Genomic DNA, 23,516 nt, shown 5'->3' with positions numbered 1-23,516 from the left:
AATCAGGATGTTCTCCGGACACCGGGGAGGGGAGCGGCCGTGCGTCGCCAGAGGTGGAGGAGCCTCGGATGAGCAGTGCGATCGCGGATCGACCGGTCGTGGGAGTGACGCAGGAGCGTCCCAGCCCGCAGCAGCGGCTGCGAGCCCTGGTCTCGCCGCCACGGATCACTGCTGTGGACGTGGCGCGGGCGCTCGCGATCCTCGGGATGATCGGCGCGCACGTGGGGGACATCCCGGAGTTCTCCCCGGGCGATCCGCTGAGCTACTTCTCTGTGGTGCATGGGAACTCCGCGCTGCTGTTCGCAGTGCTGGCAGGAGTCTCGATCGCGCTGATGACGGGCCGGACCCAGCTGCCCGACGTGGAGGAGCTCCCGCGGCTGCGCCTCGCACTCCTCGGCCGCGGCGCGGTGATCTTCGTGATCGGTCTGGTGCTGGAGATGCTCGGCACAGGGGTCGCGGTGATACTCACCTTCTACGGGGTCATGTACATCGCTGCGCTGCCGGTGCTGCGGCTGCGCGCCAGCAGGCTGCTGCTGCTCGCGCTCCCGATCGCGCTTTTGGGACCGTTACTGGTCGCCGCCGTCGAGGTGCTCTCGCTCGGGGGATACGGGAGCGGGGCACTGCTGGTGCTGACCGGCATCTATCGGTTCACCGCCTGGGCTCCGCTGATGCTGGTGGGCATGGCGCTGGGGCGGCTGCCTCTGGAGCGGCGCCGGGTCGCGGCCGTCGTGGCGGGGGTAGGAGCGGCGCTCGCCGTGCTCGGCACCGGTGTGGGGCTGCTGTTCGCGGTGCTGCTCGGCGTGCTGGCCCCGGGAGCCCTGACGGGCAGCTCCTCCTGGGAGGAGGGGACGGCTTCCGGCAGCTCCGGCGAGGGCTCCTCGTGGACTGTGGAGGACGAGGGGTCGTGGGAGGGTGACGCGGCCACGGTCCCGGGGGAGGAGATCGACCTGACCGGCCTGGTCTGCTACCCGCCCTATCCCGGGGATCCGACCGTCTACTGCGAACCGCCCGACTACGCGGATACCTGGCTGGAGGAGGAGTCCTCGTGGTCCGAGGACCCCGGAGGCGAGGGATGGGCGTCCTATCCGCAGAGCCTGATCGACATGGAGCCGGGGCCGATGCTCCTCGATTCGGTGGTCTCGCTCTCTCCCCATTCGGGCTCCACCGTGGAGATATTCCGCTCCGGAGGGCTCGCGATGTGCGTGATCGGAGTGCTGTTGCTGCTCGCGAGGCCGCTGCGATGGGTGCTGCTGCCGCTGTCGGCACTGGGCGCGATGCCGTTGACCGCCTATTCGGTCCATGTGTTCGCGCTCTTCGCCTTGGTCGGGCCCGGCGGATGGATCTCCAGCAACCTGGTGTGGGTGCTGATGAGCCTCGCTCTGATCCTGGTGTGCCTGGCGTGGGCGGCCCTCCTCGGCCGCGGTCCGCTCGAACGGCTGACAGCCTGGGCTGCACGGCGCGCCGCGCCACCCCTGCCGGTCCCGGCACCTACAGGAGACGCCCGCGGCCAGCGTTGAGCCTCGACGACCAGCCCCGACGAGCAGCCCGATCACACCGTCACGGCAGGTCTGCCGGGCCCGGCCCGGCTCGGGAGCGGGAGGTTGCCACCGGCAGCGGGGACGCCTCGACCTGCACCGTGACCAGCACGTCCCACTCACGCTGCTCGCAGGAGACCAGCAGCGCCCCATTCCGGTCCGCGGCTTCGGCGGCCACCTCACAGGGCTGACCGTGGGCGGCGGCGAGGGCGTCGGCGCCGGCAAGGGCCGCGAGATCGGCTGCCGTCTCGGCGCGGGACTGGGCGATCACGCCGGTGCCCAGCAGTGAGAGGCCCCCGACCACCGCGGTGGCGGCTCCGGTCCAGGCCAGCACCGACGCGGCACCGGTGCTCATGGTGCTCGCCCCGAGAGCAGATGGGGTTCGAGCCGGGCCTCGGCATCGGCGTTCAGCTCCCAGCTCGCCCCGGACAGCGCTCCAGCGGGGGCTTGCAGGGTGCGGCTGACCTCCACCCGCACCCACTCACCGCCAGCGACGATCTCGACCGTCGTGCCCTCACCGCCTATCCGCTGTGCGACGGCCGTGGCGGCGGCCGAGTCCTCCCCGCGGGCCAGCTCCCGGGCGGCACCGCGTGCCGCGCTCTCGAGCCGCACCTGCGTGCCGAGCCCAGCCCCGGTCAGCAGCACCACGAGCACCATCACCACCACAACGGGCAGGACGATCGCGGTCTCCGCGGTGGCGGACCCCCGGTCGTCCCGCAGACGGGACGACCGGGCGGACCGCGGCATCATGACCCCTTGGACAGGGCTGAGGTGATGATCCCCATCAGCAGTTCGCGCACCTCCCCGGACGCCAGCAGGGCGACCAGGACGGCGGCGAATCCGCAGGCGGCGAGCACCGTGATCGCGTATTCCGCAGTCGAGGCGCCCGCCTCGCCGCGCATCACGCGGTCGAGAGTGCGGCGCAGCCGCTCCTTGGTGAGGGACATGAGGTCCTCCTTAGTGTCGGGGACGGCGTTCGCCGTCCCGGGGGTGGCAGCCGCAGCTGCCCGTCACCGGCTCCGGGAGGAGTCGGTGCACCGGGAGGGTCCCGGTGGTCATGGCCTCACGCTCCGCCGACGGTGAGGGAGAAGGTGCCGCCGAGCAGGGACATCACCGTGGGGATGATGCCGAGTGCCACGAAGGCGGGCAGCAGGGTCAGACCGGTGGGCATCACCAGGCGGACCGCGAGCTGGGCGGCGAGCACCTCGGCATCGCGGGCGTGGCCGCGACGGGCGTCCCGCGCCGCGGAGCGGAGCACCCGGGCGAGATCCGCACCCGTGCCCTCGGCCAGAGCCGCGGACTGCTCGAGCGCGCTCCATGCTGGCGGCAGCACCCTGGTGGCGTGGGCAGCGGGGACACCGGCGGCGAGCGAGGTGGCGAGCCTGTTCAGCGTCTTCGCGTCGGGGCCCGGTTCCAGTGATTCGCCGACGGCGGCGACGGCGCGGGCCAGAGGCAACCCGGAATCGAGCGCCCCGGCGATCAGTTCGAGCCCCACGGACGGATCCACCCGGTGCTCTCGGGGAGGGTCCGCTTGCCGGATCAGATGACGCATCCACCACCAGCCGAGGAGGGTGAGCACCAGCCCGGTCAGGCTCAGCAGATTGCCGGCCGGGGACACCAGCAGCAGTCTCAGCGGATCCCCGCCCAGCAGCATTCCCAGCCCGAGCCCTGCCAGGGGGAGCACCAGCAGGATCCGGGCGGTGGAACGTGGGCCGGCGAAGGCGCTGCGGCGCGCCTGAGCGGCATCGTGGAGGTCCCGCAGGGCGTCCGCGAGGCTCTGCAGCATCTCGGCCGTGGGCGCGCCGGTGCGTGCGCAGACCGCGAGGGCCGCGCCGAGGGCGCTGACCATCTCGGACCGCTGCAGGTGCGCCCCGGCGGCGCGGCGGGGGTCGGCGCCGGAAGCTGCAGCGCGGGAGAGGTCCTGCAGGTCTCCCTCGGGGAGGGTGCGCGCCAGTGCGGACCAGGCCTGGCGGGGCCCGGAGCCGGAGCTGATGATCGTGGCCAGCTGCTCCACGAGGCGTGCCATCTCGAGCGGTCCTGCGGCGGCACGCCTCGGCGTTCGCAGGGACGGGGTCGAGGCAACGGCGAGCGACGGAGGGGAGAGCACCCAGAGCAGGGTGACTGAGAGGGCGAAAGCCGCGATGATCATGCCGACCTCCGGCGCACGGCTCGGGGTCTCGGGGCGGCGTTCTGAGGCACGGTCGTCGCTCGGATGGCGGGCATGGGCTGGGTGGCGCGGACCCGCTCGGCGAGAGCCTGCGCGGCCGGCCCCTCTTCCAGGCGGCGGTCTTGCATACGCAGCGCGGTCGAGGTTCGCAGCATTCCGTCGTCGCCGCGGTGCAGGAGGGCGATCTCCTCGAGCGCCCGCACCCCGTCTCGGCGCGCGAGATGGACCACCACCTCCAGGGCGCTGGCGACCTGGGCGGCCAGCGCGGCGCGGTCGAGCCCGCCGAGCGCACCCAGCGCCTCGAGCCGAGCGGGGACATCCGCGGCGGTGTTCGCATGGACGGTGCCGCAGCCGCCCTCATGCCCGGTGTTCAGCGCTTGCAGCAGCTCTCGGACCTCGCCTCCACGGCACTCCCCGAGGACCACCCGGTCCGGTCGCATCCGCAGGCTCTGCCGGACCAGAGCGGTGAGGTCCACTGCGCCGGCACCTTCACTGTTCGCATGACGGGACTGCAGATGCACCACGTGGGGGTGGTCCACGGCCAGTTCGAGCACATCTTCGACGATCACGATCCGCTCATCAGGGGACGCCTCGCGAAGCATCGCGGCCAGCAGGGTCGACTTCCCGGTCCCGGTGCCGCCGCTGATCAGGAACGGCACCCGTGCCGCGATGATCGCTCGCAGCACGTCCCGGGTGGCGGAGTCGATCGCGCCGAACCGCTCCAGATCCTCGAGATCGAGTCGGGTGGAGGAGGGCAGGCGCAGGGAGAGGATCGCCCCGCCCGGGGACAGCGGCGGCAGCACGGCATGGAAGCGGATGCCGGACGGCAGATGCGCATCGGCCCAGGGCAACGCATCATCGAGCCGCCGTCCGCCCGCCGTCGCGAGCCGCACCGCGAGATCACGAGCCTGACCCGGCTCCAGGTGCACAGAGGTGGGGTGCAGCCCGGCGGCGTCATCGACCCACACCGTCCCGTCGTCATTGACCAGGAGGTCCGTCACCCCGGGTGCGACCAGCGGCTGCAGGGGACCGAGTCCGTCTACGTGGTCACGGAGCCGAGAGGTGAGTTCGAGGGTCGCTGCCGCACCGAGCACCCGTCCTTGGCGGCGGAGCACCCGGACGATGCGCGGCACGTCCACCAGGCCGGGGGAGCGCACCAGGTCTTCTCGCACCAGGTCCAGAATCGGTGAGAGGTCCTCGTCGAGGACGGGCGACGGCGAGGCGCTCATGAGCGCCCGCTCGTGGTCAGGGCGGAGACCAGCATGCGGGCGGCGCGGTCGGCGCCCCGGCGTCGCACATCCAGCAGGGGCACGGCGCCGCGGGTGCTGTCATGGAATGTTGCAGCGAGGGGGAGCGCGAGGTCCTCGCAGACCTCCCGGCTGTTGAGGGGCCCGCTGCGGCGCACCACGGCCTGGGCGAGGCCCTCGGACAGCTGCCAGGCACGCATCCTCCGGGTCGCCGAACGCACCGCATGGTCGGTGGCCGGGACGAGCACCAGCAGGTGATCGAGATGCTCTGCGGCGGCCGGGACCATCTCCGAGCTCAGATCCACCACCACGGTCCCTCCCAGCGGGGCCAGAGCGGACAGCACCCGGGAGACCGCGGAGCGATCCGGTCCGGATCCTTCCTGGGCGACCAGCAGACGCACCTCGTCCACGATCGGCAGGCCCTCGCGCAGCGCCTCCCCATCGTCCGGACCCAGATCGGCCGTCTCAGCCCAGCTGATCCCTGGCGCCGTTGGCGCCTCGACCAGCAGATCGAGGCCGCCGCTCAGCGGATCGGCGTCGATCAGAGTCACCGGCCCTCGGGAGCGGAAGGCGGCGGCCAGCCGTGCCGCGAAGCTCGAGGCGCCGGCTCCGCCGCAGCCCCCGGCGACTCCGAGCAGCAGCGACGCGCTGCGGGGCCGGGCGAGATCGGCCAGACGCGAGAGCAGCTCCTCGGAGCCGCCGGGCAGCGGGATCACTGCGCGTGCACCGGCCGCGAGCGCGCGCGGCCACACTGCAGCGGGGACCTCGCTTCGGGAGGTCACCACCAGCAACGGCGCTCGTTCCCGGCCGAGCACCCCGGCCCGGTGCGCAAGAGCATCCGCATCTGCGACCACACAGGCCGCGGCCCCGCCCTCGAGGACATCGGAGAGCTCGGCTCCGACCGCCATCGTGTGATCTCGGACCAGCTCGCGCAGCGGCCCTTCCGGACCTATCCAGCAGACCCGCGGGCGGGCACTCGGACCAGGAGCCGCAGCCGACTTCTCCAGTCCGGGGAACCGTGCGCTGCGACGCCGCGGGGTCGTGTCCGAAAGGCCGTCCGGCTCCGTCGGGATCACGGCATCCGGCAGGCCCGGGACGAGGGCCTCAGGAGCAGTGGAGGGGGCAGTTGTGCTGGTCATGCGGCCATGGTGGCCGCAATCCGGCCGGCTGGGCAGGCTCGATCGGAGATGGTGGACAACTGCGTTCTGTGGAGGAACGGTCCGCGGGACCCAGGTCCTTGCGCACCCGGCGGCAGGCGCGTAGTGTGATCTTCACAACGGCGAATACCGGCATCGGAACCCACGTACGACTGGTCCCCGCAACGGACCGGCTGTGAGGCGTCGAAAGCGCCACCGCAGCTAGATCACGTGTACGCCTGATCCCGATGCACATGGCTCGTCCGGAGCGGCGCCGCGAGAGATCGCGACGCCGCTCCATTCTTTTGTGCGCAGAACTTTTTCTCTGCTGCGCTGAGATCTCTTCTGGTCCCTGCTGCTCTCTTCTGCGCAGAACCTCCGCGGGCTTCGCGACTCACCGTCGCGAGCTGCGCGACGGGACGCTGTGTGAGCGGCACACCCGAAACGCCATCGCGACGCCCGGGCGTCGGGCTCAGAACTCCAGATCCACGACCACCGGTGCGTGATCCGAGGCGCCCTTGCCCTTGCGCTCCTCGCGGTCGATGAAGGATCCGGTCACCGCGGACTGCACGGCGGGGGAGCCGAGCACGAAGTCGATCCGCATGCCCTCCTTCTTCGGGAAGCGCAGCGCCTGGTAATCCCAATAGGTGTACACGCCGGGCCCCGGATGGTCGGCGCGCATCACGTCGGCGTAGCCGGCGTCGACCACGGACTGGAACGCGGTGCGCTCCGGCTCGGTCACGTGGGTCTTGCCCTCGAAGAAGCTCATGTCCCACACGTCCTCGTCGAACGGCGCGACGTTGAAGTCGCCCACCAGCACGGCGCGGGCCGAAGGATCCTCGGCGAGCTCCCGGGCGCCCTCGGCGCGCAGCGCCTCGAGCCAGCGCAGCTTGTAGGCGTAGTGCGGGTGGTCGAGCTCTCGACCGTTGGGCACATATAGCGACCAGATCCGCAGTCCGTCACCGACCACGCCGCCCAGCGCACGCGCCTCGATCACGCCGGTCTCATCCTCCGGGAAGCTGGGTACGGCAGGCAGCGCGGTGCGCACATCGGTGAGGCCGACGCGGGAGATCAGCGCCACCCCGTTCCACTGGTTCAGGCCGTGTGCGGCAACCTCGTACCCCGCCTCCTCCAGCGCGGTCAGGTCCAACTGCTCGGGCTTGGCCTTGATCTCCTGCAGGGCGAGCACGTCGACGTCGTGCCGCTCGAGGAAGGCGAGCACCCGATCCATCCGGGCCCGCAGCGAATTGATGTTCCAGGTGGCGATGCGCATGCGACCGATCCTACGGGGGACCGAAGTCGTCCGCAGTCCCGCCCGGACAGTCGTAAACTCAAGCCATGGCGCGCGCACTCGTCACCGGATCCACTTCCGGGTTGGGACTCGAATTCGCCTGGCAGCTGGCCGGGACTGGGCATGACCTCGTGCTGGTCTCGCGTGACCAGGACCGGCTCGGCGCCGTCGCCGAGCAGATCCGCGACGTCCACAAGGTCGAGGTCGACGTGTTGCCCGCCGACCTCTCGGACCGTGAGCAGCTCGAACGCGTCGCGATCCGCCTCACCGACCCCGTCGATCGAGTGGACCTGCTGGTCAACAACGCTGGTTACGGGCTGCGCGGCGGGTTCCTCGAGGTCGGCGTCGATGACCACGAGAAGCAGATGGACACCCTGATGAAGGCCGTGCTGGTCCTCTCCCATGCCGCGGCCCGCACCATGGTCCAGCGTCGCAAAGGCGCCATCCTCAACGTCAGCTCCCTGGCCGGCTACACCACGGCCGGCCCCTATGCCGCGTCCAAGAGCTGGGTCACGGTGTTCACCGAATCGCTCGCGATGGAGCTCAAGGGCACCGGCGTGACGGCGACCGCGCTGCTGCCAGGGTTCGTGCAGACCGAGTTCCATGAACGCGCCTCGATGAGCATGGACGGGCTGCCGCGGATCACCTGGTTGAAGGCGCCGTATGTGGTCGAGCAGGCTCTCAAGGACACCGCCAAGGGCAACGTGCTGTCGATTCCGTCGGTGAAGTACCGCACTGCCAGCGAGTTCTCCAGGATCGCACCGCGGCCGCTGATCCGTGCCTTCACCTCTCCGGACTGGTACCGCCGGATGCAGTCCCGCTCCGTGCATCGCTCCCGTCGAAGAGCGTCACGACGGAACCTCCATGCCCCCTGGCAGCGCGAGGACGAGGCGTAGTCCTCGTCTCCTCTGGGGATCCGGCCGCCGCCACCCTCGCGGACCGCAGGTCCGCAGGTCCGGCATCTGTCGCCCCGCAGCCGGGGCGGCCCCGTGGGCCGTCGGGCGCCGCCGAGGCTCGGTCGATTACTCTGGCCGTATGTCCGGCACCAGCACCGATTCCGCCCAGCCCGCCTCGATCGCGCCCGCCCGCGAGCGCCTGCGAGTCCTGATCCGCGACCTCGCCGTGGTGCGCGGTCACGTGATCCTCTCCTCGGGCGCGGAGGCCGATCACTACGTCGATCTGCGCCGCATCACCCTTCACCACGAGGCCTCCCCACTGGTGGGACGCGTGATGCTCGACCTGCTGCGCCGCGAAGGGCTGCTCCCCGGGGTCCAGGCCGTGGGCGGTCTGACGCTGGGCGCCGATCCGGTGGCGACCTCGATGCTGCACGCCTCCGCCGCTGATCAGGCGCTCGACCCGCTGGACGCCTTCGTGGTGCGCAAGGCCAACAAGGCGCACGGCCTGCAGCGACGCATCGAGGGACCGGACGTCACCGGCCGGCGCGTGGTCGCGGTCGAGGACACCTCCACCACCGGCGGCAGCGTGCTGACCGCCTGCGAGGCGCTCACCGAGGCCGGAGCAGAGATCGCCGCCGTCGCCGTGATCGTGCACCGCTCCGACGCCTCCCGCGAGGCCGTCGAAGCCGCCGGCTACCGCTACCTCGCCGCGTACGACATCTCCGAGCTGGAGATCTGAGGCAACTCAGCCAGTCGGCTCCTACCGCTCGTGCCTCGCAGTACGTCGATCAGACGAGCCCTGCTGTCTGATCTCCTACCGCTCGTGCCTCGCAGTACGTCGATCAGACGAGCCCTGCTGTCTGATCTCCTACCGCTCGTGCCTCGCAGTACGTCGATCAGACGGAGTCCACTGCGAAGGTGTCGCAGGACTGCACCGTGCCCTGCTCATAACCGGTGGTGAACCAGGCCTGGCGCTGCTCGGAGGAGCCATGGGTCCAGGACTCCGGTCGCACCTGGCCACCGGCCACCTCGCCCTGGATGTGGTCATCACCCACGGCGCTGGCTGCGGAGAGCGCCGAGGCGATGTCCTCGTCGGTGAGCGGGGACAGCATCGCGTTCCCGTCGTCGTCCACGGTATTGGCGGCGTGGTGCGCCCATACCCCGGCGTAGCAGTCGGCCTGCAGCTCGAGCCGGACGGCGTCGGACTGCGGCCCGGTCTCTGAACGGTCCGCGTCCTGCATCGATCCGGAGAGGTACTGGACGTGATGGCCGTACTCATGGGCCACCACGTACATCTTCGCCAGCTGCCCACCGTCGGCGCCGTACTGGCTCGACAGGGAATCGAAGAAGGTGGTGTCGACGTAGATCGTGGAATCGGCCGGGCAGTAGAAGGGGCCAACATCCGCTGTGGCAGCGCCGCAGCCCGTCTGGACCGAATCGGTGAACACCAGACCCTGGGGCTCGACGAACTGGATGCCGGACTCCGGTCCGAGCTGCGACCACAGCGAGTCGCCGGACTCGATCGTCGCCTGCACCAGGCAGTCATCCTGCTCGTTCGCGTCGGCGCCGGTGAGGCAGTGATCGAGCGAACCGCCCTCGGCGACCGGGCCCTGCCCCTGGCCCTGCGGGGAGGAGGAGCCACCCAGCAGATCCAGCGGATTGCCGCCCATCAGCGCGTAGATGATCACGATCACCAGCAACAGGCAGCCTCCACCGCCGCCGAGCTTCAGGCCGCGGCCACCGCGCCCGCCACCGCCACGGGGCCGAAATCCGCCTCCGCCGCCAGATGCGGAGACGTTGTCGGAGCGGATCTCCGCATTCGGGTTGAAGGTCATGCGCACAGAGTAGACCTGAACGTGCGGTGTGAGCAGGTGGAACAGCGACAGTGAAGGTCCTGGGGACGTGACCAGCTGGTCACTCGGGCAGCACCCGCCACCGCATAGCATTGAACGCGGATGTCCCGTGCTCTGAACGCCGCCGGGCAGATCCGCCCATCAGCACCCCCATCGCGAGGAGACCTGCATGAACATCGTCGACTGGGCGGTCGAGACCATGAACAGCCTCGGCGCTTTCGGTGTCTTCCTGCTGATCTTTGCCGAGAACCTGTTCCCCCCGATCCCCTCCGAGGTGATCCTCCCGCTGGCCGGCGTGGCCTCCGCAAGACCGGAGAACTCCTACTGGATGATGCTGCTGGCGTCTGTGGCCGGTTCCGTGGTCGGGGCCTGGGTGCTCTACGGCCTCGGGCGACTCCTGGGACCGGAACGTCTGCGGAAGATCGTCATCTGGCTGCCACTGGTGCACGTCGAGGATTACGACAAGTCCGTCGCGTTCATGGACAAGCACGGCCACAAGGCGATCTTCTTCGGTCGCTTCGTTCCCGGGGTCCGTTCCCTGATCTCCATCCCGGCGGGCCTGTACGCGATGCCGATCGCCATCTTCACGTTGCTCACGGCCGCCGGCAGCGCGATCTGGAACACGATCTTCCTGACCATCGGCTACTTCATGGGCAGCAACTGGACCGTGATCGAGCCGTACACCGACATCTTCTCCAAGGTCGCCTACGCGGTCATCGCGCTGGTGATCCTGTGGTTCGTGGTCAGGCTGATCCTGCGGGAGAAGAAGCGTCGCGAGCTGGGACTTCCGGACCCCGATGAGAAGTACCTCCAGGAGGATGCGCAGGAGCCTTCCCAGGAGGACTCGCAGAAGGGCCCGCACGGCGACTCACAGGGGGACGCACAGACGGCCGGGCACGAGCGGACCGACGGCCGGTGACCCGCACCGAAGTACCTGATGCCCGCGGCGTGCCCGGCGGCCACGATGTGCCTGACGGCCCCGGCGCGGTGGAAAGAGCCGGCGCGGAGGTCATGTCCCACCCGGCCGTATCGCGAGAAGTCGGAGTCGGACCGCATCCTCACCCCTGGCCGGAGGACGCGCGCTTCGACCCGGAGCTGCTCGAGCACGGGGACCGCCGCAACGTCGAGGACCGCTTCCGCTACTGGCGTCGCGAGGCGATCATCGCCGAGCTCGACACCCATCGCCACGAGCTGCACGTCGCGATCGAGAACCTCGAGCACGACGCGAACATCGGGTCTGTGGTGCGCACTGCCAACGCCTTCGCCGTCGGCGCCTTCCACATCGTCGGCAGGCGCCGCTGGAACCGACGCGGCGCGATGGTCACCGACCGCTACCAGCACGAGATCCACCACCCCGACGCGCAGCACCTCATCGACTGGGCTCGCGCCGAGGGACGCCCGCTCGTGGCGATCGACCTGGTCGAGGGAGCGCTGCCGATCGAGCGCACCCCGCTGCCCCACAACGCGGTGCTGGTGGTCGGTCAGGAAGGGCCCGGCGTGAGCGCCGAGATCCTCGAAGCAGCACAGCTCGTGGTCGGCATCAGCCAGTTCGGCTCTACTCGCTCCATCAACGTCGCCGCCGCCGCTGCGATCGCGATGCACAGCTGGGTCCTGCAGCACGCCGAGCTCCCCTCCGGGCCCCTGCGCTGATCCCGACCGTGCCGGCCAGCCTGGCCAGCCGTACTCCGGGCCGCATCATCCGCACGCTGAGCCGGGTCAGCTGCACTCCGAGTCCATGAGCGGGACCTGCACAGTCATCTCCAGCCCCATCGTGGGACCGTCCAGCTCCTCGTCCAGGTGGTCATTCCAGGCCCGCACGGTCAGTTCCGCCTGGTTGTGCGGATTCTGTCCGCGCAGTCCAGCGCCGATGGCACGCTCCTCACGGTCGAGCGCACTGGTGTCCATCTCCCACGCTGTCATCTGCGGACGCACCGCATCGGCCAGAGCGCCCCACCCCTTGCTGTCGACCTGCTGCGTGCTGTGATAGACGGTCGAGACATACAGGCAGTTCCCGTTGACTTCCTGCACCTCGGCAGGGATATCCGCGGAGAACGACGCATATTCGTCGGTGCTCTCCGAGACGGATTCGGCGAGAGCGCCGAGCGGCTCTTCGATCAGCTGTTCGGCCTGCGGGAGGGTGAGCGGACCCGAGGTGTCCGCCGGGATGCCAGGTTCGACAGCTCCGGACGCGCAGGCGGTGGTGGCTCCCATCGCCACGACGATCAGCACCATCCAGGCTCGTGCTCGTCTCATGCAGAGGGCTCCTTCGCAGAGCACGGTCAGGGGAGTTCTCCCCATCGTACGGACAGCCACTGCACCGTAGCCAGGCGCGGCTCGAGGTCCTCACCCGTCGGGAGCTGAGCATCTCCTCGCCCGGTGTGATCGGCCTCGATGTCGGGCAGAGACTGCGCATTGAGGGGGTTGGAGAGCTGGAGCTCGTCCATCTCGAGGAGGCTGCTGCGCATGCTGAGACCTCGCAGTCCCGTGCGGGTCAGCGCGCTGTGATCTTCCTTGAGCTCCGCCCGTTCTGACGGCGCACGGCGGTGCACACCTGGGGATCTGTCCACGGGGACCTGCGGACAGGAAGCGTCCCGGTCGCTGTGGAACAATGAGGTCGATAGGACGACCCTGCGCGGGCCCGCCCCGCCGGTCGTCTCCCATCCCGTCAGCGAAGGAGAGTGCCTCATGGCAGTCGCAACCCCGGATCAGTACGCAGAGATGATCGATCGCGCGAAGGCAGGCAAGTTCGCCTACCCCGCAGTCAACGTCTCCAGCTCGCAGACCGCGATCGCAGCCCTGCAGGGCTTCACCGAGGCGAACACCGACGGCATCATCCAGGTGTCCTTCGGCGGCGCGGAGTACCTCTCCGGCTCCACCGTCAAGGACCGCGTCGCCGGCTCGATCGCGCTCGCCGAGTTCGTGCACGCAGTCGCCAAGAACTACCCGATCAACGTCGCGCTGCACACCGACCACTGCGCCAAGGAGGTTCTGCCCACCTGGGTCGAGCCCCTGATCGAGTGGGACCTCGAGAACCGAGTGAAGAAGGGCCTGAACCCGCTCTTCCAGTCGCACATGTGGGACGGCTCCGCCGTGCCGGTCGACGAGAACCTCGAGATCGCCGAGCGTCTGCTCGAGAAGTCCGTCGAGGCCAAGAAGATCCTCGAGATCGAGGTCGGCGTCGTCGGTGGCGAGGAGGACGGCGTGGTCGCCGATGTCTCCAACGACAAGCTCTTCTCCACCCCCGAGGACGGCATGAAGACCGCCGCCAAGCTCGGCCTGGGCGAGCGCGGCCGCTACCTGACCGCCCTCACCTTCGGCAACGTGCACGGCGTGTACAAGCCGGGCAACGTCAAGCTCACCCCGTCGATCCTCCTGGACATCCAGAAGGCCGTCGGCGAGAAGTACGGCAAGGAGATGCCGTTCGACCTCGTCATGCACGGTGGCTCCGGCTCCTCCCTCGAGGAGATCCGCACCGCGGTCGACAACGGTGTCATCAAGATGAACATCGACACCGACACCCAGTACGCCTTCACCCGCCCCGTGGTCTCGCACATGTTCGAGAACTACGACGGCGTCCTGAAGATCGACGGCGAGGTCGGCAGCAAGAAGGCCTACGACCCCCGCGCATGGGGCAAGAAGGCAGAGGCCGGGCTGGCCGCACGCCTGGTCGAGGCGGCAGAGAACCTCCGCTCCGCCGGCACGCACCAGGCCTGATCAGGCGATGAGTCTGGCCTGATCGACGTACTGCGAGCGCGCGAGCGGTAGGAGATCAGGCGATGGATTCAGCCTGATCGACTCAGCACTCCACGGGACCCCGGGGCTTCGGCTCCGGGGTCTTCGTCGTCTGCGCCCGGCAGTCCGGCGCGCCAGTGCGGATGAGCGTGCGGGTACTCAGCTGCTCAGCAGCTGGTCACCAGCGGTTGCCCTGGGCGCGGCCCATGACCCGCTTCAGGGAAGGCAGCACATCGGCCAGGAAGACTCCGGCGATGACCACACCGGCGATCATGAACAGCATCGAGCTGCCACGGCCCACCGGATACGGGAGCGACAGGAAGCCCAGCACCACGGAGACGCCGGTCAGCACGCACCAGAACACCTTGGTGCGCTTGCCCGCGGCCACATAGGCGTCGGGACGGAAGCGCAGGGCGTTGACGAGTGCCCAGAGCTCGACCGCCAGCAGGGCCACGGCGAGCACGAGGAAGATCCACATCTGGATGAGCGCGATCATCGCTTCAGGATACGGGTGATGGCTGGGCAGTTCCCGGACCCCGGCGGGTACACGCCAGGAGCGAACCGGCCGAGGTCCCGAGCAGGCGGCGTGGCGCAGGGCCCCGCACGCGCCGCCCGGACCCGGGAGATGCTCAGCGTCGCCGGTCGGGATCCGAGCGATCGGTGATCAGCAGCTCGAGCGCCTCGGTGGTGGCTGGCGGCTCGAGGGCGCGCATCTCCATCGTCATCGGGCGGGGGCCGATCGCATCGCCGTCCGCGGCGACCACCAGGCTCGGCAGGAACTGCTTGGCCTCCGCGGCGCTGAGTCCGGTGGCCTGCAGCAGATCGATCGCGAGGGAGCGCAGCTGGATCGTCAGGGTCACACCCTCGAAGTGCCCGGCCCGACCCGGGCGCATCCCCTCGTCATTGCGCAGCAGCATCTCGGGGGAGAGGTAGGAGCAGAACAGGCGCAGCTTGCGCCGAGCTTCGGTGAAGTCGACATCCTCGTGCGAGACGGCGTTGCTGAGCTCGAGCACCGCATCGCGTGCGGCCAGCAGCGCATCGGCCAGCCGGGAATGGGCGTCCCCGCGCACCGCCTCGAGGAACTCCACCTCGCGACGGGCGATCACGCGCATGTTCCGCATGGCCCGATCGGAGCCCACCAGCAGGTGCTGCAGCCGGTTCACATCGTCGGCGTGGCGCAGCCCCGAGGGGGAGAAGGTCGCCATCTCGTTGGCCACGTCATTGGCCAGGGACCATTCGTCGGTGTACTTCTGGGAGACCTCGCGGAGCTTCTTCAGCGCCGCCTGCGCCACGCCGCGGTCGCCGCTGCGTGCGGAGAGCGCCAGGCTCACCAGCGTGTCCTCGAGCTCCCGATAGAAGGAGGCTGCCGCCCGGGACTGGAGCCGGCGGGGATCGCCCGAGAGCAGCAGATGGATGATGATCGCGACCACGACACCGGTGACGGCGTCCAGCGCCCGCCCGCCCGGGGTCATGGTGGGGGTGACGGGCATGATCATCACCAGCAGTGATTGGATCGCGACCTGGAACCCGAAGAGGTTGCTGGAGTCGATGAAGCGCGCCAGCATCCCGGCGCCGAAGACCACCACCAGGATCTGCCAGGTCCCGGAGCCGAGCAGCCCGCGCGCCAGCTCGCCCAGCAGCACGCCGAGCATCACGCCGCAGGACATCTCCACGATCTTGCGCATCTTCTTCTCGATGCCGAAGCCGATGATGATGAACGCGACGATCGAGGAGAAGAAGGGGTGCTCGTGGTTCCAGAGGAACCCGCTGACCAGGTAGGCGAGGGCCGCGGCGATCGCGGCTCGGCCCACAGTCAGCAGGTCTCGGTGGCCGCGGGAGACGCCCTTGAGGAACCACTGGCGCACGGTGTGGCGAGCTTGCTCGAGGAGCGCGCCCATCGTCCGGGAGCTGGAGCCAGCGGGGGCGCTGCTGCCAGGGGTGCGCGGGGTCATGCGGGCACCGGGTCCTGCAGCCGCATCTCCAGCAGCTCCTCGAGGCGGAAGGAGTCCCCGTCGCGCCCGCCCCGCCCCACGACCAGCGGGGCATAGGTCGGTGCCGGGGCGGCGCCGCGCAGCCGCGCCCGCAGACCGCCGTCGACCCGCATCACGAAGTAGTGGCCCTCGGCGTCGATCGCGAGGCTGCGGTCCTTCTTGAGGTACCAGCCCTCGAGGCCGGTGCGGAGTGTGCCGCCGCCCTGGTAGGGCCGGGCGCGCAGCGCGACGGGCGAGATGCCGGCGGCATGGAAACGGTCGACGGCCTCGCGGATCATCGCAGTGGCCTGCTCGTGCTCCTGCAGGCGGGCGGCACGCATCGCCTGCTCCTTGACCTCGAACGCCTCGCGGCGGTGCCGGCTCCAGTCCTGCTCGTCACCCTCAGCTCTCATGCACCCCATTGTTCCAGTTGAGCGGCCTCTGCACCGGGCAGTGGCGTAGGAGGGCGGTGCCGGAACCGTGAGGGCGTCGTGGAGGGCGTCATGGAGAGAGCCGTGAAGAGGGCCGTGAAGAGGGCCGTGAGGAGGGCCGTGAAGCGGGTCGTGGAGGACTGTCCCTCAGAGCTTGGCGGTGGCGGGGCGGCCGCCATGCTCACGGGGCAGCACGATCGGCTCCTGGGTGGCGTCGATCCACACCGATGAGGTCTCCCCGTCGGCGTCCCCCAGGGGGACCTGGACCGAAAGCCCCGCATCCAGCGGGACGGCGCGGCGCACCACTGCCAGGGCGATCGGGCCCAGATCGGCATGCAGGGCGGCAGAGGTGACGGTCCCGACGACCTTCCCCTCCGAGCCGCCGAGCCGGATCTCGCCGCCCGGCGCGGCGGGCAGATCCTGGGAGCCGTCGAGGTGGAGCATGACCAGCCGTCGAGGTGGCTGGCCGAGGTTCAGCACCTTCGCCACCGTCTCCTGGCCGCGGTAGCAGCCCTTGGTGGTGTGCACGGTGGTGCGCAGCAGGTCGAGCTCGTGGGGGATGGAGCGCTCGTCCACCTCGCGGGCTCCGCGGGCGCGGTGATCAGCGATCCGCAGCGCCTCCCAGGAGCTCATCCCGGCCAGGTGCGAGCTCTGCCAGGGCAGCTGCTCGATCGCGGCGGCTTCGAAGACGGTGAGGACGGCGCCCACCGGGTCCTCCGGATCGGGGCCGTAGGCCACGCCGCCCGGGGCGACCTGCGGCCAGGGCTCGGACCAGACGGCGAAAGGTGCGGGCAGGCCCAGCTGAGGCAGCACCTCAGGGGCGGGGGAGAGGGCGCCGAGGACACGCAGATCGTCACGGTCGGTCAGCTCGACCCGGGCCGCGAAGCGCATCATCTCGAGGTAGTGGCGGAGCCCTGCCCGGGCGCCGGGATCGAGCACCAGCAGCAGCGCATCGTCCTCGAGCACCACGGCCGAGGCCATGTGCTCGACGCGGCCCTGCGGGGAGAGCACCGCGAGCGAGGAGGAGGAGCCGACGGGAGTGCCGGCGAGGACCTGGGTGGTGATCGTGGTCATCCAGCTGCGGGCGTCCGCGCCCCGGACCTCGAGCAGCTCGAAGTGGCCGAGGTCGACCACCGCGGTGCCGTCCAGCAGATGCCGCTGCTCGCGCAGCGGGGCCCCGTAGTGGGCGGGCACTCCCGCATCGGGTCCCTCCCCGAGGACCGCGCGGGTGCTCAGCAGGGGACGGACGACATGGGCGGGATCAGACACGGTGCAGCTCCAGAGACAGATAGGGGGCCAACGAGGTTTCGCCGGGGGGGCCGTCAGGCACCGGGAGGCGACGCTCCCACAGCCACATCAGACGACCGCGCACGTACCCGAACATGCGGGTCTCGGAGACCTCGCCGTCGGTGCTGTCGAGTGCCAGCTGGACTCGGGGGCCGCGGACCTCTCCGACCCACAGCTCCGGGCTCTCGCCGCGGCGCGTGAGATGGGCGTCGAGCCGATAGGACAGGAAGCTCGCAGGGGTGCCGGGCTTCGCGGCCTCGGACACGGCACGGTCCTGGCCGGGCAGCAGATCGCCGACGGTCCAGCTTCCCTCCTCCCGGTGCAGGAGGGTGCGCTCCCCGGAGCCCTGCCTCGCCGGCGTGGCGTCCCCCTCCGCCTCGTCGCGGGCGAAGACGCTGGTGGGCGGCAAGGGTGCGGGCAGGTCGACGCGGTGGATCAGTGAGCGCCACCGCAGGGTGCCGTCCTCGGCAGCCGTGCACTCCAGCTGCTGCTCGATGCGGGCGTCGGGGACGTCCTGATCAGGCAGCTGGAGTGCGCCGCTGCCCTCCCAGCTGCCGATCAGCCAGGCCAGGGGGTACAGCGACTCAGGAAGTGAGGTGTCAAGCGTGATGGGCATCGGTGCCGCAGGTCGCTCAGCGGTTGAACAGTCGTGTGAGCACCAGGACGGCGAAGGCGAGCGTGCCGACGCCCACCAGGACGACGAGGGCGATGAAGAGAAGCGAGAGCGCGGACATGCCCCACAGTCTATCGCCCTGGAGGCCGTGAGGAGGCGGCTGCGCGCGGCATCATGGCGGGGCGGGAACCGGCATCACACGCGGGCGTGAGCAGTGGCATCACGGCCGGGCGTGAACAGTTCAGACGAGCAGCAGCACCATCAGGTGCGCGACGACCCCGACGGTCGCCACCGGCACCGCCGCGACTGCGAGCGAGGGGACCGGTTCCTTCGCGACCAGTGAGGAGCCCACCAGCAGGTGAGCGCAGCTCGCCCCGATCGCGGTGACCAGTCCCGCGCCCGCCGCGAGCAGTGGCGCGACCCCGGCCAGGGTCACCGCGAGCACCGCGGTCACCGCGGTCCCCACGAGCGCGGACAGCAGGAACCGCAGGATCGTGGGCAGCGGGGTCGAGTTCAGCAGCAGCGTGCCGGCGAGGCCGGCGGAGATCGCGGTCACCAGCATGCCCGCACCCGCGGCGTCCGCCCCGGTCTGGGCGATCACCCAGCAGGCGGCGATCCCCACCACGAACACTCCGGCGACGGTTCCGGTGAGCGATTCGGTGAGTTCGCGCCGCTCGGCGCGCAGCATCTGGTGCACGAAGGAGGCGAGCACCCCTGCCGCGCACATCATCACGACCCCGGAGATCGGCGTGAACCGTTCCGGAGCGAGCACCGTGATCAGTGCGCCGAGGATCCCGGTCCCGGCGACCACGATCCGGGTGCCGCCGGGGGAGGGCAGCTCGAGCAGCGTCGGCCAGGCCAGCCCGATCAGCAGGGAGAGCAGCGCCACGGTGGCCGCCATCAGCGCCGGGGAGATCGCCCCGGTGAGCGAGACCACGCTCAGCAGCAGCGCGAGTGCGGCCCCGAGGGGAGCGCGCTCGGGAGCGGTCACAGGTCCTCCCAGGCAGTCGATTCCGGTCTCAGGTCACGCCGACGAGGGGTCCGCCTCGGGCGCTACAGTGGCAGTCTACGAGTGCCCGCAGGTGACGGCATACTCGTGCACCTCATCCGGCCGTCGGCCGCAGGAGGTCAGCACTGCCGCAGAGTCCCCGGAAGGACCCCATGATCATCACGGCCGCCGTGTCGGCGACGCAGCGGGACGCCGTCCGCGACCTGCTCGAGACGGCCACGCAGCACGATGGCGTTGCCGCCCTCGATGAAGCGGCCCTGCTCGCGCTCGACGGCGGCAGTGCCCAGCATCTGCTGCTCGAGGGGACGGGTGGGGGCGAGGCCGACGCCGCGCTGCTCGCCTATGCCAGCGTGCTGGCCGACGGCACCGTCCAAGGAATGGTCCATCCCGCGCACCGCCGTCGCGGTCATGGCACCACGGTGCTGCGCGAGGCGCTCGACCTGCACCCCGATGCAGGGGTCTGGGCGCATGGCGCGCTCGAGGGATCCCTCGCCTTCCTCGCCGCCGCCGGTCTGCAGGAGACCCGCCGCCTGCTCACCCTGCACCGCGACCTCGCTGCGACGCACCCGCTGCCCGCGATCCCCGCCTCGAGCCTCGAGGGGCTGCGGCTGGCGAGCTTCGAGGCAGGACGAGATGCCGAGCGCTGGGTGACGGTGAACGCCCGCGCCTTCGCCGACCATCCCGAGCAGGGGGCGCTCACCCGCGCGGACCTCGATCAGCGGCTGACACAGCCGTGGTTCGACGCCGAGGACATGCTGGTCGCGCTGCGCGATGACGAACTGGTCGGATTCGTGTGGATCAAGCGCGAGCACCCCGGTGATCGCACAAAGGACGCCGAGATCTATGTGGTCGCCACCGACCCCTCGGTGCAGGGGCACGGAGTGGCGGGTCTGCTCATGGCCACCGCGCTGGCGCGCCTGCAGCAGGGCGGGGTCCCGGGCGTGGAGCTCTACGTCGAGGCCGACAACACCCCGGCGCTGCGGCTCTACGAGAACTGGGGCTTCACCGTCTCGGGCCGCGACGTCCAGATGCGCGCGGCAGAGAGGGGCTGATCGATGCTCGTCGCCCCCGGGAAGCCACCACCCGTGCTCGCCGCCGGCGCTCTCGCCTGGCGGGAGAAGGGTGAGGGGATACAGGTGCTGCTCGTCCACCGCCCCCGCTATGACGACTGGTCGATCCCCAAGGGGAAGCTGGACAAGGGCGAGACGTTCCCGGCCGCGGCGGTGCGCGAGGTCGCCGAGGAGACCGGCTATCGGGTGCGCCTGCACCGGCCGCTCCCGGCCTCCGTGTACCTGCTGCCGGACGGCCGCACGAAGATCGTCCAGTACTGGACGGCCACCGTACGGGCGAAGATCGGTCCCGGCCCCAAGAACCGCGGTGAGGTCGACGAGGTCCGCTGGGTTCCCCTCGACGAGGCGGAGCAGCTGGTCACCCGGCAGGGCGACCAGGTGCCCCTGGTGGCGCTGCGCCGATTCCTGGACGCCGACGAGCTCAGGACCGTGCCGATCATCATCCAGCGCCACGGCGCCGCCGTCTCGCGAGCGAAGTGGCGCAAGAGCGAGGAGTCCCGGCCCCTGAACAGCAAGGGGAAGAAGCAGGCCCAGGCGCTGCCGGCCCTGCTGGATGCCTTCGACCCGGCCAGTGTGGTGAGCAGCCCCTGGCAGCGCTGCCTGACCACCGTCGAGCCGCTGGCGAAGGTCGAGGGGCTGAAGGTCCGAACCAAGGATGAGCTCACCGAGGCGGCGCATGCCGCGCATCCCTCGCGCACCGCCGCGGTGATCGATCGGGTGCTGCGCGAGGCCCGTCCCACCGTGGTGTGCACGCACCGCCCGGTGCTGCCCACCGTGATCGAGTCGGTGCGGGCAGTCGCCCAGCAAGGGGCGGCGCTCGAGCTGCCGCGGGAGGATCCGTTCCTCGCCGCCGGGGAGGCGCTGCTGCTCCACACCACTGCCGGCGGCACGGTGGTCGCGATCGAGCGTCACCTGCCGAACATCGGGTGACGAGCCTGATGCGCACGGCGAGCACACCGGGCACGACGAGCACGACGAGCACGACGCGCATGACGCGCATGACGCGCATGACGGGTACGCCGGCCGGGACGGTCACGCCGGACTCGATGGCCAGGACAGGCACGACGAACGACAAGACGACAGCCAGGGACCAGGGGCCAGGGGAAGGGCACGGACAGAGATGAGCGCAGGGTACGGAGGCGGTCTGCCGGACTACAACGGGGGACCCGGGAGCCGCTCCAGCGGTGAGGGACGCGGGGGAGAGCCGTTGTACGGCAGCGACCCCTATGCGCCTGACCCTTATGCGACTGACCCTTACTCAGTCGACGCCCATGCGAGCGACCCGTATGCGCAGAACCAGTTTGCGCAGGACCCGTATGCGACAGACCCGTTGGAGGCCGACGGGTTCGGCCCGGTCTTCAGCTCCTCCGCGCCGGCACAGTCCGGCGGATACGCCGTCGCCTCCTACGACTCATCCCCGCAGTACGGGTCGCAGCAGTACGGGACCCATCCGTCGGGACCTCCCGGCTATGGGCAGTTCCCGCCTCCGCTCCCGAGCTCCGGAGCGGGCATCACGGGTTTCGTTCTGGGCCTGCTGGCGCTGACCATGTGCGCCGGGCTGACCGCGCCCGTCGGCATCATCTTCGCCATGAAGGGCATGAAGGAGACGGGACCGACGGCGATCAACCCCAAGGGCGGCCGCGGCCTCGCGATCGCCGGGCTGGTGACGTCCCTGATCGGCTTGATCCCGTTCCTCTTCTTCGTGCTCTACTTCGCCTTCGTCATCGTCGCGATCATCGCCGGGGCGACCTCCGCCTGACTCGTCCGGGCACCTCCGCCTGGCTCATCCAGGTCAGGCCCGCACGGTCTGCTCCCGGTGGAGCAGGCCACTCCCGCGCTCCGTGACGAGCAGCACTGTGACCTGTTCGTATCCTGGTTCTGACCTGCAAGTTCATGCTGCCCGGTGGGGAGTTCACCTGCTGTTCATGCGAGAGCGGGCGGCCTGTCATCTGCCCTCCTTAGCGTCCCCGCTGTCAGAACTTCCAGTAGGACAGCATCCGCGGGCCCCCGGCCCCGAAAGGACTCGCAGTGAAGGTTCGCAAGAACAAGCTCGTCTCGCTCGCCGCACTCGGACTCATCGGCGGCCTCGCGCTGACCGCTTGTGGTGGGGGTGCCGAAGCAGAGAACGGCGGCAACGCCGGCTCGGACAACGGTGGCGCCTCGGCAGGCGGCTACGCCGAGCTGACCGGCAACCTGGCTGGCTCCGGCGCGTCCTCCATGCAGAACGCCCAGAACGCGTGGACCGAGTCCTTCATGGGCCTCGTGGGGGCCGAGGGTGGCGACATCCAGGTCACCTACGACCCCACCGGCTCCGGCACCGGCCGAGAGCAGTTCCTCTCCGGCCAGGTGAAGTTCGCGGGCACCGATGCCGCCCTCGACGAGGAGGAGCTCGCAACCTCCGCCGAGACCTGCAACGGTGAGCAGGCGTTCAACCTCCCCGTCTACATCTCCCCGATCGCGGTCGTCTTCAAGCTCGACGGCGTCGAGGATCTGAACCTCTCGCCCGAGGTGATCGGCGGGATCTTCGCCGAGACCATCACCACCTGGAACGACCCGGCGATCGCCGAGCTCAACCCCGACGCCACCCTGCCCGATCTGCCGATCGTCCCGGTCCACCGCTCGGACGACTCGGGCACCACCGAGAACTTCACCGAGTACCTCTCGGAGAACGCTCCCGAGGCGTGGAGCCACGGCCCGATCGAGACCTGGCCGATCGACGGCGGCCAGTCCGGTGACGGCACCTCCGGTCTGATCTCCGCGGTCGAGGGCGGCAACGGCACCATCGGCTACGCCGACGCCTCGCAGGCCGGCAACCTCGGCACCGCCGCCATCCAGGTCGGCGAGGAGTTCGTCCCGTTCAGCTCCGCCGCCGCGGCGAAGTCTGTGGATGTCTCGCCGCGCGAGGAGGGTCGCGCTGAGAACGACATCGTCGTGGCACTGGACCGCACCACCACCGAGTCCGGCGTCTACCCGATCGTCCTGATCTCCTACCTCGCGCTGTGCGGCTCCTACGCCGACTCCGCCGAGGGCGAGGCCGTCAAGGCCTACGCGTCCTACATCATCTCCGAGGACGGCCAGGCTGTCGGCGAGCAGAACGCCGGCTCCGCACCGATCTCCGAGGAGCTGCGCACTGAGGCTCAGGCATCGATCGACGGCATCACCGTCGGCTGACCTGCCCTTGCACAGCGGTGTGGGGGCCGGCCCCCCCCGGGCCCCCGGGCCCCCCCCCCCAAGGCCCACCCCACCCCACACCACCCCCCCAAGACAGCGGGCGGCCCC

At 70.2% G+C, this 23,516-nt stretch carries 26 protein-coding genes; 10 read left to right on the top strand and 16 right to left on the bottom strand.

Going from position 1 to position 23,516, the window contains the following annotated elements:
• Positions 1-68 precede the first annotated feature (68 nt).
• Entirely contained in the window at positions 69-1,517 is a 1,449-nt protein-coding gene (locus tag ACTH43_RS01720) for a heparan-alpha-glucosaminide N-acetyltransferase domain-containing protein (RefSeq protein WP_441443196.1), read from the top strand.
• Positions 1,518-1,557: 40 nt separating this feature from the next.
• Here the strand turns inward: ACTH43_RS01720 and ACTH43_RS01715 are convergent, their stop codons facing one another.
• The 7 genes from ACTH43_RS01715 to ACTH43_RS01685 form a co-directional block, all read right to left on the bottom strand.
• Positions 1,558-1,890, bottom strand: a complete 333-nt coding sequence (locus tag ACTH43_RS01715) for an Rv3654c family TadE-like protein (protein WP_441443195.1) — start codon at positions 1,888-1,890, stop codon at positions 1,558-1,560.
• The gene (locus ACTH43_RS01710; RefSeq protein WP_441443194.1) at positions 1,887-2,285 is read right to left on the bottom strand and encodes a TadE family type IV pilus minor pilin; all 399 of its coding nucleotides are present in this window, start codon (positions 2,283-2,285) and stop codon (positions 1,887-1,889) included. The genes ACTH43_RS01715 and ACTH43_RS01710 overlap by 4 nt, the downstream gene beginning before the upstream one ends.
• Positions 2,282-2,482, bottom strand: coding sequence for a DUF4244 domain-containing protein (locus tag ACTH43_RS01705; protein ID WP_441443193.1), 201 nt, complete (start codon positions 2,480-2,482; stop codon positions 2,282-2,284). The genes ACTH43_RS01710 and ACTH43_RS01705 overlap by 4 nt, the downstream gene beginning before the upstream one ends.
• Positions 2,483-2,598: 116 nt before the next feature.
• Entirely contained in the window at positions 2,599-3,684 is a 1,086-nt protein-coding gene (locus ACTH43_RS01700) for a type II secretion system F family protein (protein ID WP_441443192.1), read from the bottom strand.
• Positions 3,681-4,931, bottom strand: coding sequence for a TadA family conjugal transfer-associated ATPase (locus tag ACTH43_RS01695; RefSeq protein WP_441443191.1), 1,251 nt, complete (start codon positions 4,929-4,931; stop codon positions 3,681-3,683). Before ACTH43_RS01695 ends, ACTH43_RS01700 begins: the two co-directional genes overlap by 4 nt.
• Positions 4,928-6,088 (bottom strand): hypothetical protein, encoded by a 1,161-nt coding sequence (locus ACTH43_RS01690; RefSeq protein ID WP_441443190.1) that lies wholly within the window; start codon positions 6,086-6,088, stop codon positions 4,928-4,930. The genes ACTH43_RS01695 and ACTH43_RS01690 overlap by 4 nt, the downstream gene beginning before the upstream one ends.
• Positions 6,089-6,557: 469 nt before the next feature.
• A complete protein-coding gene (locus ACTH43_RS01685) occupies positions 6,558-7,358 on the bottom strand; it encodes an exodeoxyribonuclease III (RefSeq protein ID WP_441443189.1) in 801 nt (266 codons plus the stop codon).
• 65 nt (positions 7,359-7,423) lie between these two features.
• On the opposite strand from ACTH43_RS01685, the gene ACTH43_RS01680 reads away from it, so the two are divergent.
• Positions 7,424-8,272, top strand: a complete 849-nt coding sequence (locus ACTH43_RS01680) for an SDR family NAD(P)-dependent oxidoreductase (RefSeq protein WP_441443188.1) — start codon at positions 7,424-7,426, stop codon at positions 8,270-8,272.
• Between the two features lie 139 nt (positions 8,273-8,411).
• Complete coding sequence (locus ACTH43_RS01675) at positions 8,412-9,011, top strand: orotate phosphoribosyltransferase (RefSeq protein ID WP_441443187.1); 600 nt, start codon at positions 8,412-8,414, stop codon at positions 9,009-9,011.
• 157 nt (positions 9,012-9,168) lie between these two features.
• Here the strand turns inward: ACTH43_RS01675 and ypfJ are convergent, their stop codons facing one another.
• Positions 9,169-10,107: a KPN_02809 family neutral zinc metallopeptidase gene (gene ypfJ, locus ACTH43_RS01670; protein WP_441443186.1), complete on the bottom strand. Its 939-nt coding sequence runs from the start codon at positions 10,105-10,107 to the stop codon at positions 9,169-9,171.
• Positions 10,108-10,294: 187 nt separating this feature from the next.
• Between ypfJ and ACTH43_RS01665 the strand changes: the two genes are divergently transcribed.
• Positions 10,295-11,044: a DedA family protein gene (locus ACTH43_RS01665; RefSeq protein ID WP_441443185.1), complete on the top strand. Its 750-nt coding sequence runs from the start codon at positions 10,295-10,297 to the stop codon at positions 11,042-11,044.
• A gap of 92 nt (positions 11,045-11,136) precedes the next feature.
• A complete protein-coding gene (locus tag ACTH43_RS01660) occupies positions 11,137-11,775 on the top strand; it encodes a TrmH family RNA methyltransferase (RefSeq protein WP_441443204.1) in 639 nt (212 codons plus the stop codon).
• Positions 11,776-11,841: 66 nt separating this feature from the next.
• On the opposite strand, the gene ACTH43_RS01655 is transcribed toward ACTH43_RS01660, so the two are convergent.
• Together ACTH43_RS01655 and ACTH43_RS01650 are read right to left on the bottom strand one after the other, a co-directional pair.
• The gene (locus ACTH43_RS01655) at positions 11,842-12,378 is read right to left on the bottom strand and encodes a hypothetical protein (RefSeq protein ID WP_441443184.1); all 537 of its coding nucleotides are present in this window, start codon (positions 12,376-12,378) and stop codon (positions 11,842-11,844) included.
• A gap of 26 nt (positions 12,379-12,404) precedes the next feature.
• Entirely contained in the window at positions 12,405-12,590 is a 186-nt protein-coding gene (locus ACTH43_RS01650; RefSeq protein ID WP_441443183.1) for a hypothetical protein, read from the bottom strand.
• A 220-nt stretch (positions 12,591-12,810) separates the two neighbouring features.
• On the opposite strand from ACTH43_RS01650, the gene fbaA reads away from it, so the two are divergent.
• A complete protein-coding gene (gene fbaA, locus ACTH43_RS01645; RefSeq protein WP_441443182.1) occupies positions 12,811-13,839 on the top strand; it encodes a class II fructose-bisphosphate aldolase in 1,029 nt (342 codons plus the stop codon).
• Positions 13,840-14,035: 196 nt separating this feature from the next.
• Here the strand turns inward: fbaA and ACTH43_RS01640 are convergent, their stop codons facing one another.
• The 6 genes from ACTH43_RS01640 to ACTH43_RS01615 form a co-directional block, all read right to left on the bottom strand.
• On the bottom strand, positions 14,036-14,353 hold the full coding sequence (locus tag ACTH43_RS01640) for a DUF2516 family protein (protein ID WP_441443181.1): 318 nt from the start codon (positions 14,351-14,353) through the stop codon (positions 14,036-14,038).
• Positions 14,354-14,486: 133 nt separating this feature from the next.
• On the bottom strand, positions 14,487-15,809 hold the full coding sequence (locus ACTH43_RS01635; RefSeq protein WP_441443180.1) for an FUSC family protein: 1,323 nt from the start codon (positions 15,807-15,809) through the stop codon (positions 14,487-14,489).
• Complete coding sequence (locus ACTH43_RS01630; RefSeq protein WP_441443179.1) at positions 15,806-16,240, bottom strand: hypothetical protein; 435 nt, start codon at positions 16,238-16,240, stop codon at positions 15,806-15,808. Before ACTH43_RS01630 ends, ACTH43_RS01635 begins: the two co-directional genes overlap by 4 nt.
• 165 nt (positions 16,241-16,405) lie before the next feature.
• Positions 16,406-17,527, bottom strand: coding sequence for a CAF17-like 4Fe-4S cluster assembly/insertion protein YgfZ (ygfZ, locus tag ACTH43_RS01625; protein WP_441443178.1), 1,122 nt, complete (start codon positions 17,525-17,527; stop codon positions 16,406-16,408).
• Positions 17,520-18,161 carry an FABP family protein gene (locus ACTH43_RS01620; RefSeq protein ID WP_441443177.1) on the bottom strand — a complete coding sequence of 214 codons (642 nt, stop codon included), beginning with the start codon at positions 18,159-18,161 and terminating at the stop codon, positions 17,520-17,522. Before ACTH43_RS01620 ends, ygfZ begins: the two co-directional genes overlap by 8 nt.
• Before the next feature lie 238 nt (positions 18,162-18,399).
• Positions 18,400-19,149 (bottom strand): hypothetical protein, encoded by a 750-nt coding sequence (locus tag ACTH43_RS01615; RefSeq protein WP_441443176.1) that lies wholly within the window; start codon positions 19,147-19,149, stop codon positions 18,400-18,402.
• 170 nt (positions 19,150-19,319) lie between these two features.
• Between ACTH43_RS01615 and mshD the strand changes: the two genes are divergently transcribed.
• From mshD to ACTH43_RS01595, 4 genes are all read left to right on the top strand, one after another.
• A complete protein-coding gene (gene mshD / locus ACTH43_RS01610; protein ID WP_441443175.1) occupies positions 19,320-20,219 on the top strand; it encodes a mycothiol synthase in 900 nt (299 codons plus the stop codon).
• A 3-nt stretch (positions 20,220-20,222) separates the two neighbouring features.
• Positions 20,223-21,167 carry an NUDIX hydrolase gene (locus ACTH43_RS01605; RefSeq protein ID WP_441443174.1) on the top strand — a complete coding sequence of 315 codons (945 nt, stop codon included), beginning with the start codon at positions 20,223-20,225 and terminating at the stop codon, positions 21,165-21,167.
• A 190-nt stretch (positions 21,168-21,357) separates the two neighbouring features.
• Complete coding sequence (locus ACTH43_RS01600; protein ID WP_441443173.1) at positions 21,358-21,996, top strand: DUF4190 domain-containing protein; 639 nt, start codon at positions 21,358-21,360, stop codon at positions 21,994-21,996.
• Between the two features lie 269 nt (positions 21,997-22,265).
• Positions 22,266-23,408: a phosphate ABC transporter substrate-binding protein PstS gene (locus ACTH43_RS01595; protein WP_441443172.1), complete on the top strand. Its 1,143-nt coding sequence runs from the start codon at positions 22,266-22,268 to the stop codon at positions 23,406-23,408.
• The last annotated feature ends 108 nt before the right edge of the window (positions 23,409-23,516 follow it).

This window comes from Brachybacterium sp. (assembly GCF_052095815.1).
Lineage (GTDB): Bacteria > Actinomycetota > Actinomycetes > Actinomycetales > Dermabacteraceae > Brachybacterium.
The sequence above is the reverse complement of the archived record's forward strand: the minus strand, read 5'-3'. Positions and strand labels throughout refer to the sequence as shown.

Bases quoted from the DNA above. Each gene is read 5' to 3' on its own strand.
- ACTH43_RS01690 (WP_441443190.1), bottom strand. From the start codon at position 6,088: ATGACCAGCACAACTGCCCCCTCCACTGCTCCTGAGGCCCTCGTCCCG.
- ACTH43_RS01605 (WP_441443174.1), top strand. From the start codon at position 20,223: ATGCTCGTCGCCCCCGGGAAGCCACCACCCGTGCTCGCCGCCGGCGCT.
- ACTH43_RS01630 (WP_441443179.1), bottom strand. From the start codon at position 16,240: ATGAGAGCTGAGGGTGACGAGCAGGACTGGAGCCGGCACCGCCGCGAG.
- ACTH43_RS01675 (WP_441443187.1), top strand. From the start codon at position 8,412: ATGTCCGGCACCAGCACCGATTCCGCCCAGCCCGCCTCGATCGCGCCC.
- ACTH43_RS01685 (WP_441443189.1), bottom strand. From the start codon at position 7,358: ATGCGCATCGCCACCTGGAACATCAATTCGCTGCGGGCCCGGATGGAT.
- ACTH43_RS01635 (WP_441443180.1), bottom strand. From the start codon at position 15,809: ATGACCCCGCGCACCCCTGGCAGCAGCGCCCCCGCTGGCTCCAGCTCC.
- ACTH43_RS01600 (WP_441443173.1), top strand. From the start codon at position 21,358: ATGAGCGCAGGGTACGGAGGCGGTCTGCCGGACTACAACGGGGGACCC.
- fbaA (WP_441443182.1), top strand. From the start codon at position 12,811: ATGGCAGTCGCAACCCCGGATCAGTACGCAGAGATGATCGATCGCGCG.
- ACTH43_RS01650 (WP_441443183.1), bottom strand. From the start codon at position 12,590: ATGCGCAGCAGCCTCCTCGAGATGGACGAGCTCCAGCTCTCCAACCCC.
- ACTH43_RS01705 (WP_441443193.1), bottom strand. From the start codon at position 2,482: ATGTCCCTCACCAAGGAGCGGCTGCGCCGCACTCTCGACCGCGTGATG.
- ACTH43_RS01695 (WP_441443191.1), bottom strand. From the start codon at position 4,931: ATGAGCGCCTCGCCGTCGCCCGTCCTCGACGAGGACCTCTCACCGATT.
- ACTH43_RS01620 (WP_441443177.1), bottom strand. From the start codon at position 18,161: ATGCCCATCACGCTTGACACCTCACTTCCTGAGTCGCTGTACCCCCTG.
- ACTH43_RS01665 (WP_441443185.1), top strand. From the start codon at position 10,295: ATGAACATCGTCGACTGGGCGGTCGAGACCATGAACAGCCTCGGCGCT.
- ACTH43_RS01720 (WP_441443196.1), top strand. From the start codon at position 69: ATGAGCAGTGCGATCGCGGATCGACCGGTCGTGGGAGTGACGCAGGAG.
- mshD (WP_441443175.1), top strand. From the start codon at position 19,320: ATGATCATCACGGCCGCCGTGTCGGCGACGCAGCGGGACGCCGTCCGC.
- ACTH43_RS01640 (WP_441443181.1), bottom strand. From the start codon at position 14,353: ATGATCGCGCTCATCCAGATGTGGATCTTCCTCGTGCTCGCCGTGGCC.
- ACTH43_RS01680 (WP_441443188.1), top strand. From the start codon at position 7,424: ATGGCGCGCGCACTCGTCACCGGATCCACTTCCGGGTTGGGACTCGAA.
- ACTH43_RS01660 (WP_441443204.1), top strand. From the start codon at position 11,137: ATGTCCCACCCGGCCGTATCGCGAGAAGTCGGAGTCGGACCGCATCCT.
- ACTH43_RS01710 (WP_441443194.1), bottom strand. From the start codon at position 2,285: ATGATGCCGCGGTCCGCCCGGTCGTCCCGTCTGCGGGACGACCGGGGG.
- ACTH43_RS01655 (WP_441443184.1), bottom strand. From the start codon at position 12,378: ATGAGACGAGCACGAGCCTGGATGGTGCTGATCGTCGTGGCGATGGGA.
- ACTH43_RS01700 (WP_441443192.1), bottom strand. From the start codon at position 3,684: ATGATCATCGCGGCTTTCGCCCTCTCAGTCACCCTGCTCTGGGTGCTC.
- ypfJ (WP_441443186.1), bottom strand. From the start codon at position 10,107: ATGACCTTCAACCCGAATGCGGAGATCCGCTCCGACAACGTCTCCGCA.
- ACTH43_RS01715 (WP_441443195.1), bottom strand. From the start codon at position 1,890: ATGAGCACCGGTGCCGCGTCGGTGCTGGCCTGGACCGGAGCCGCCACC.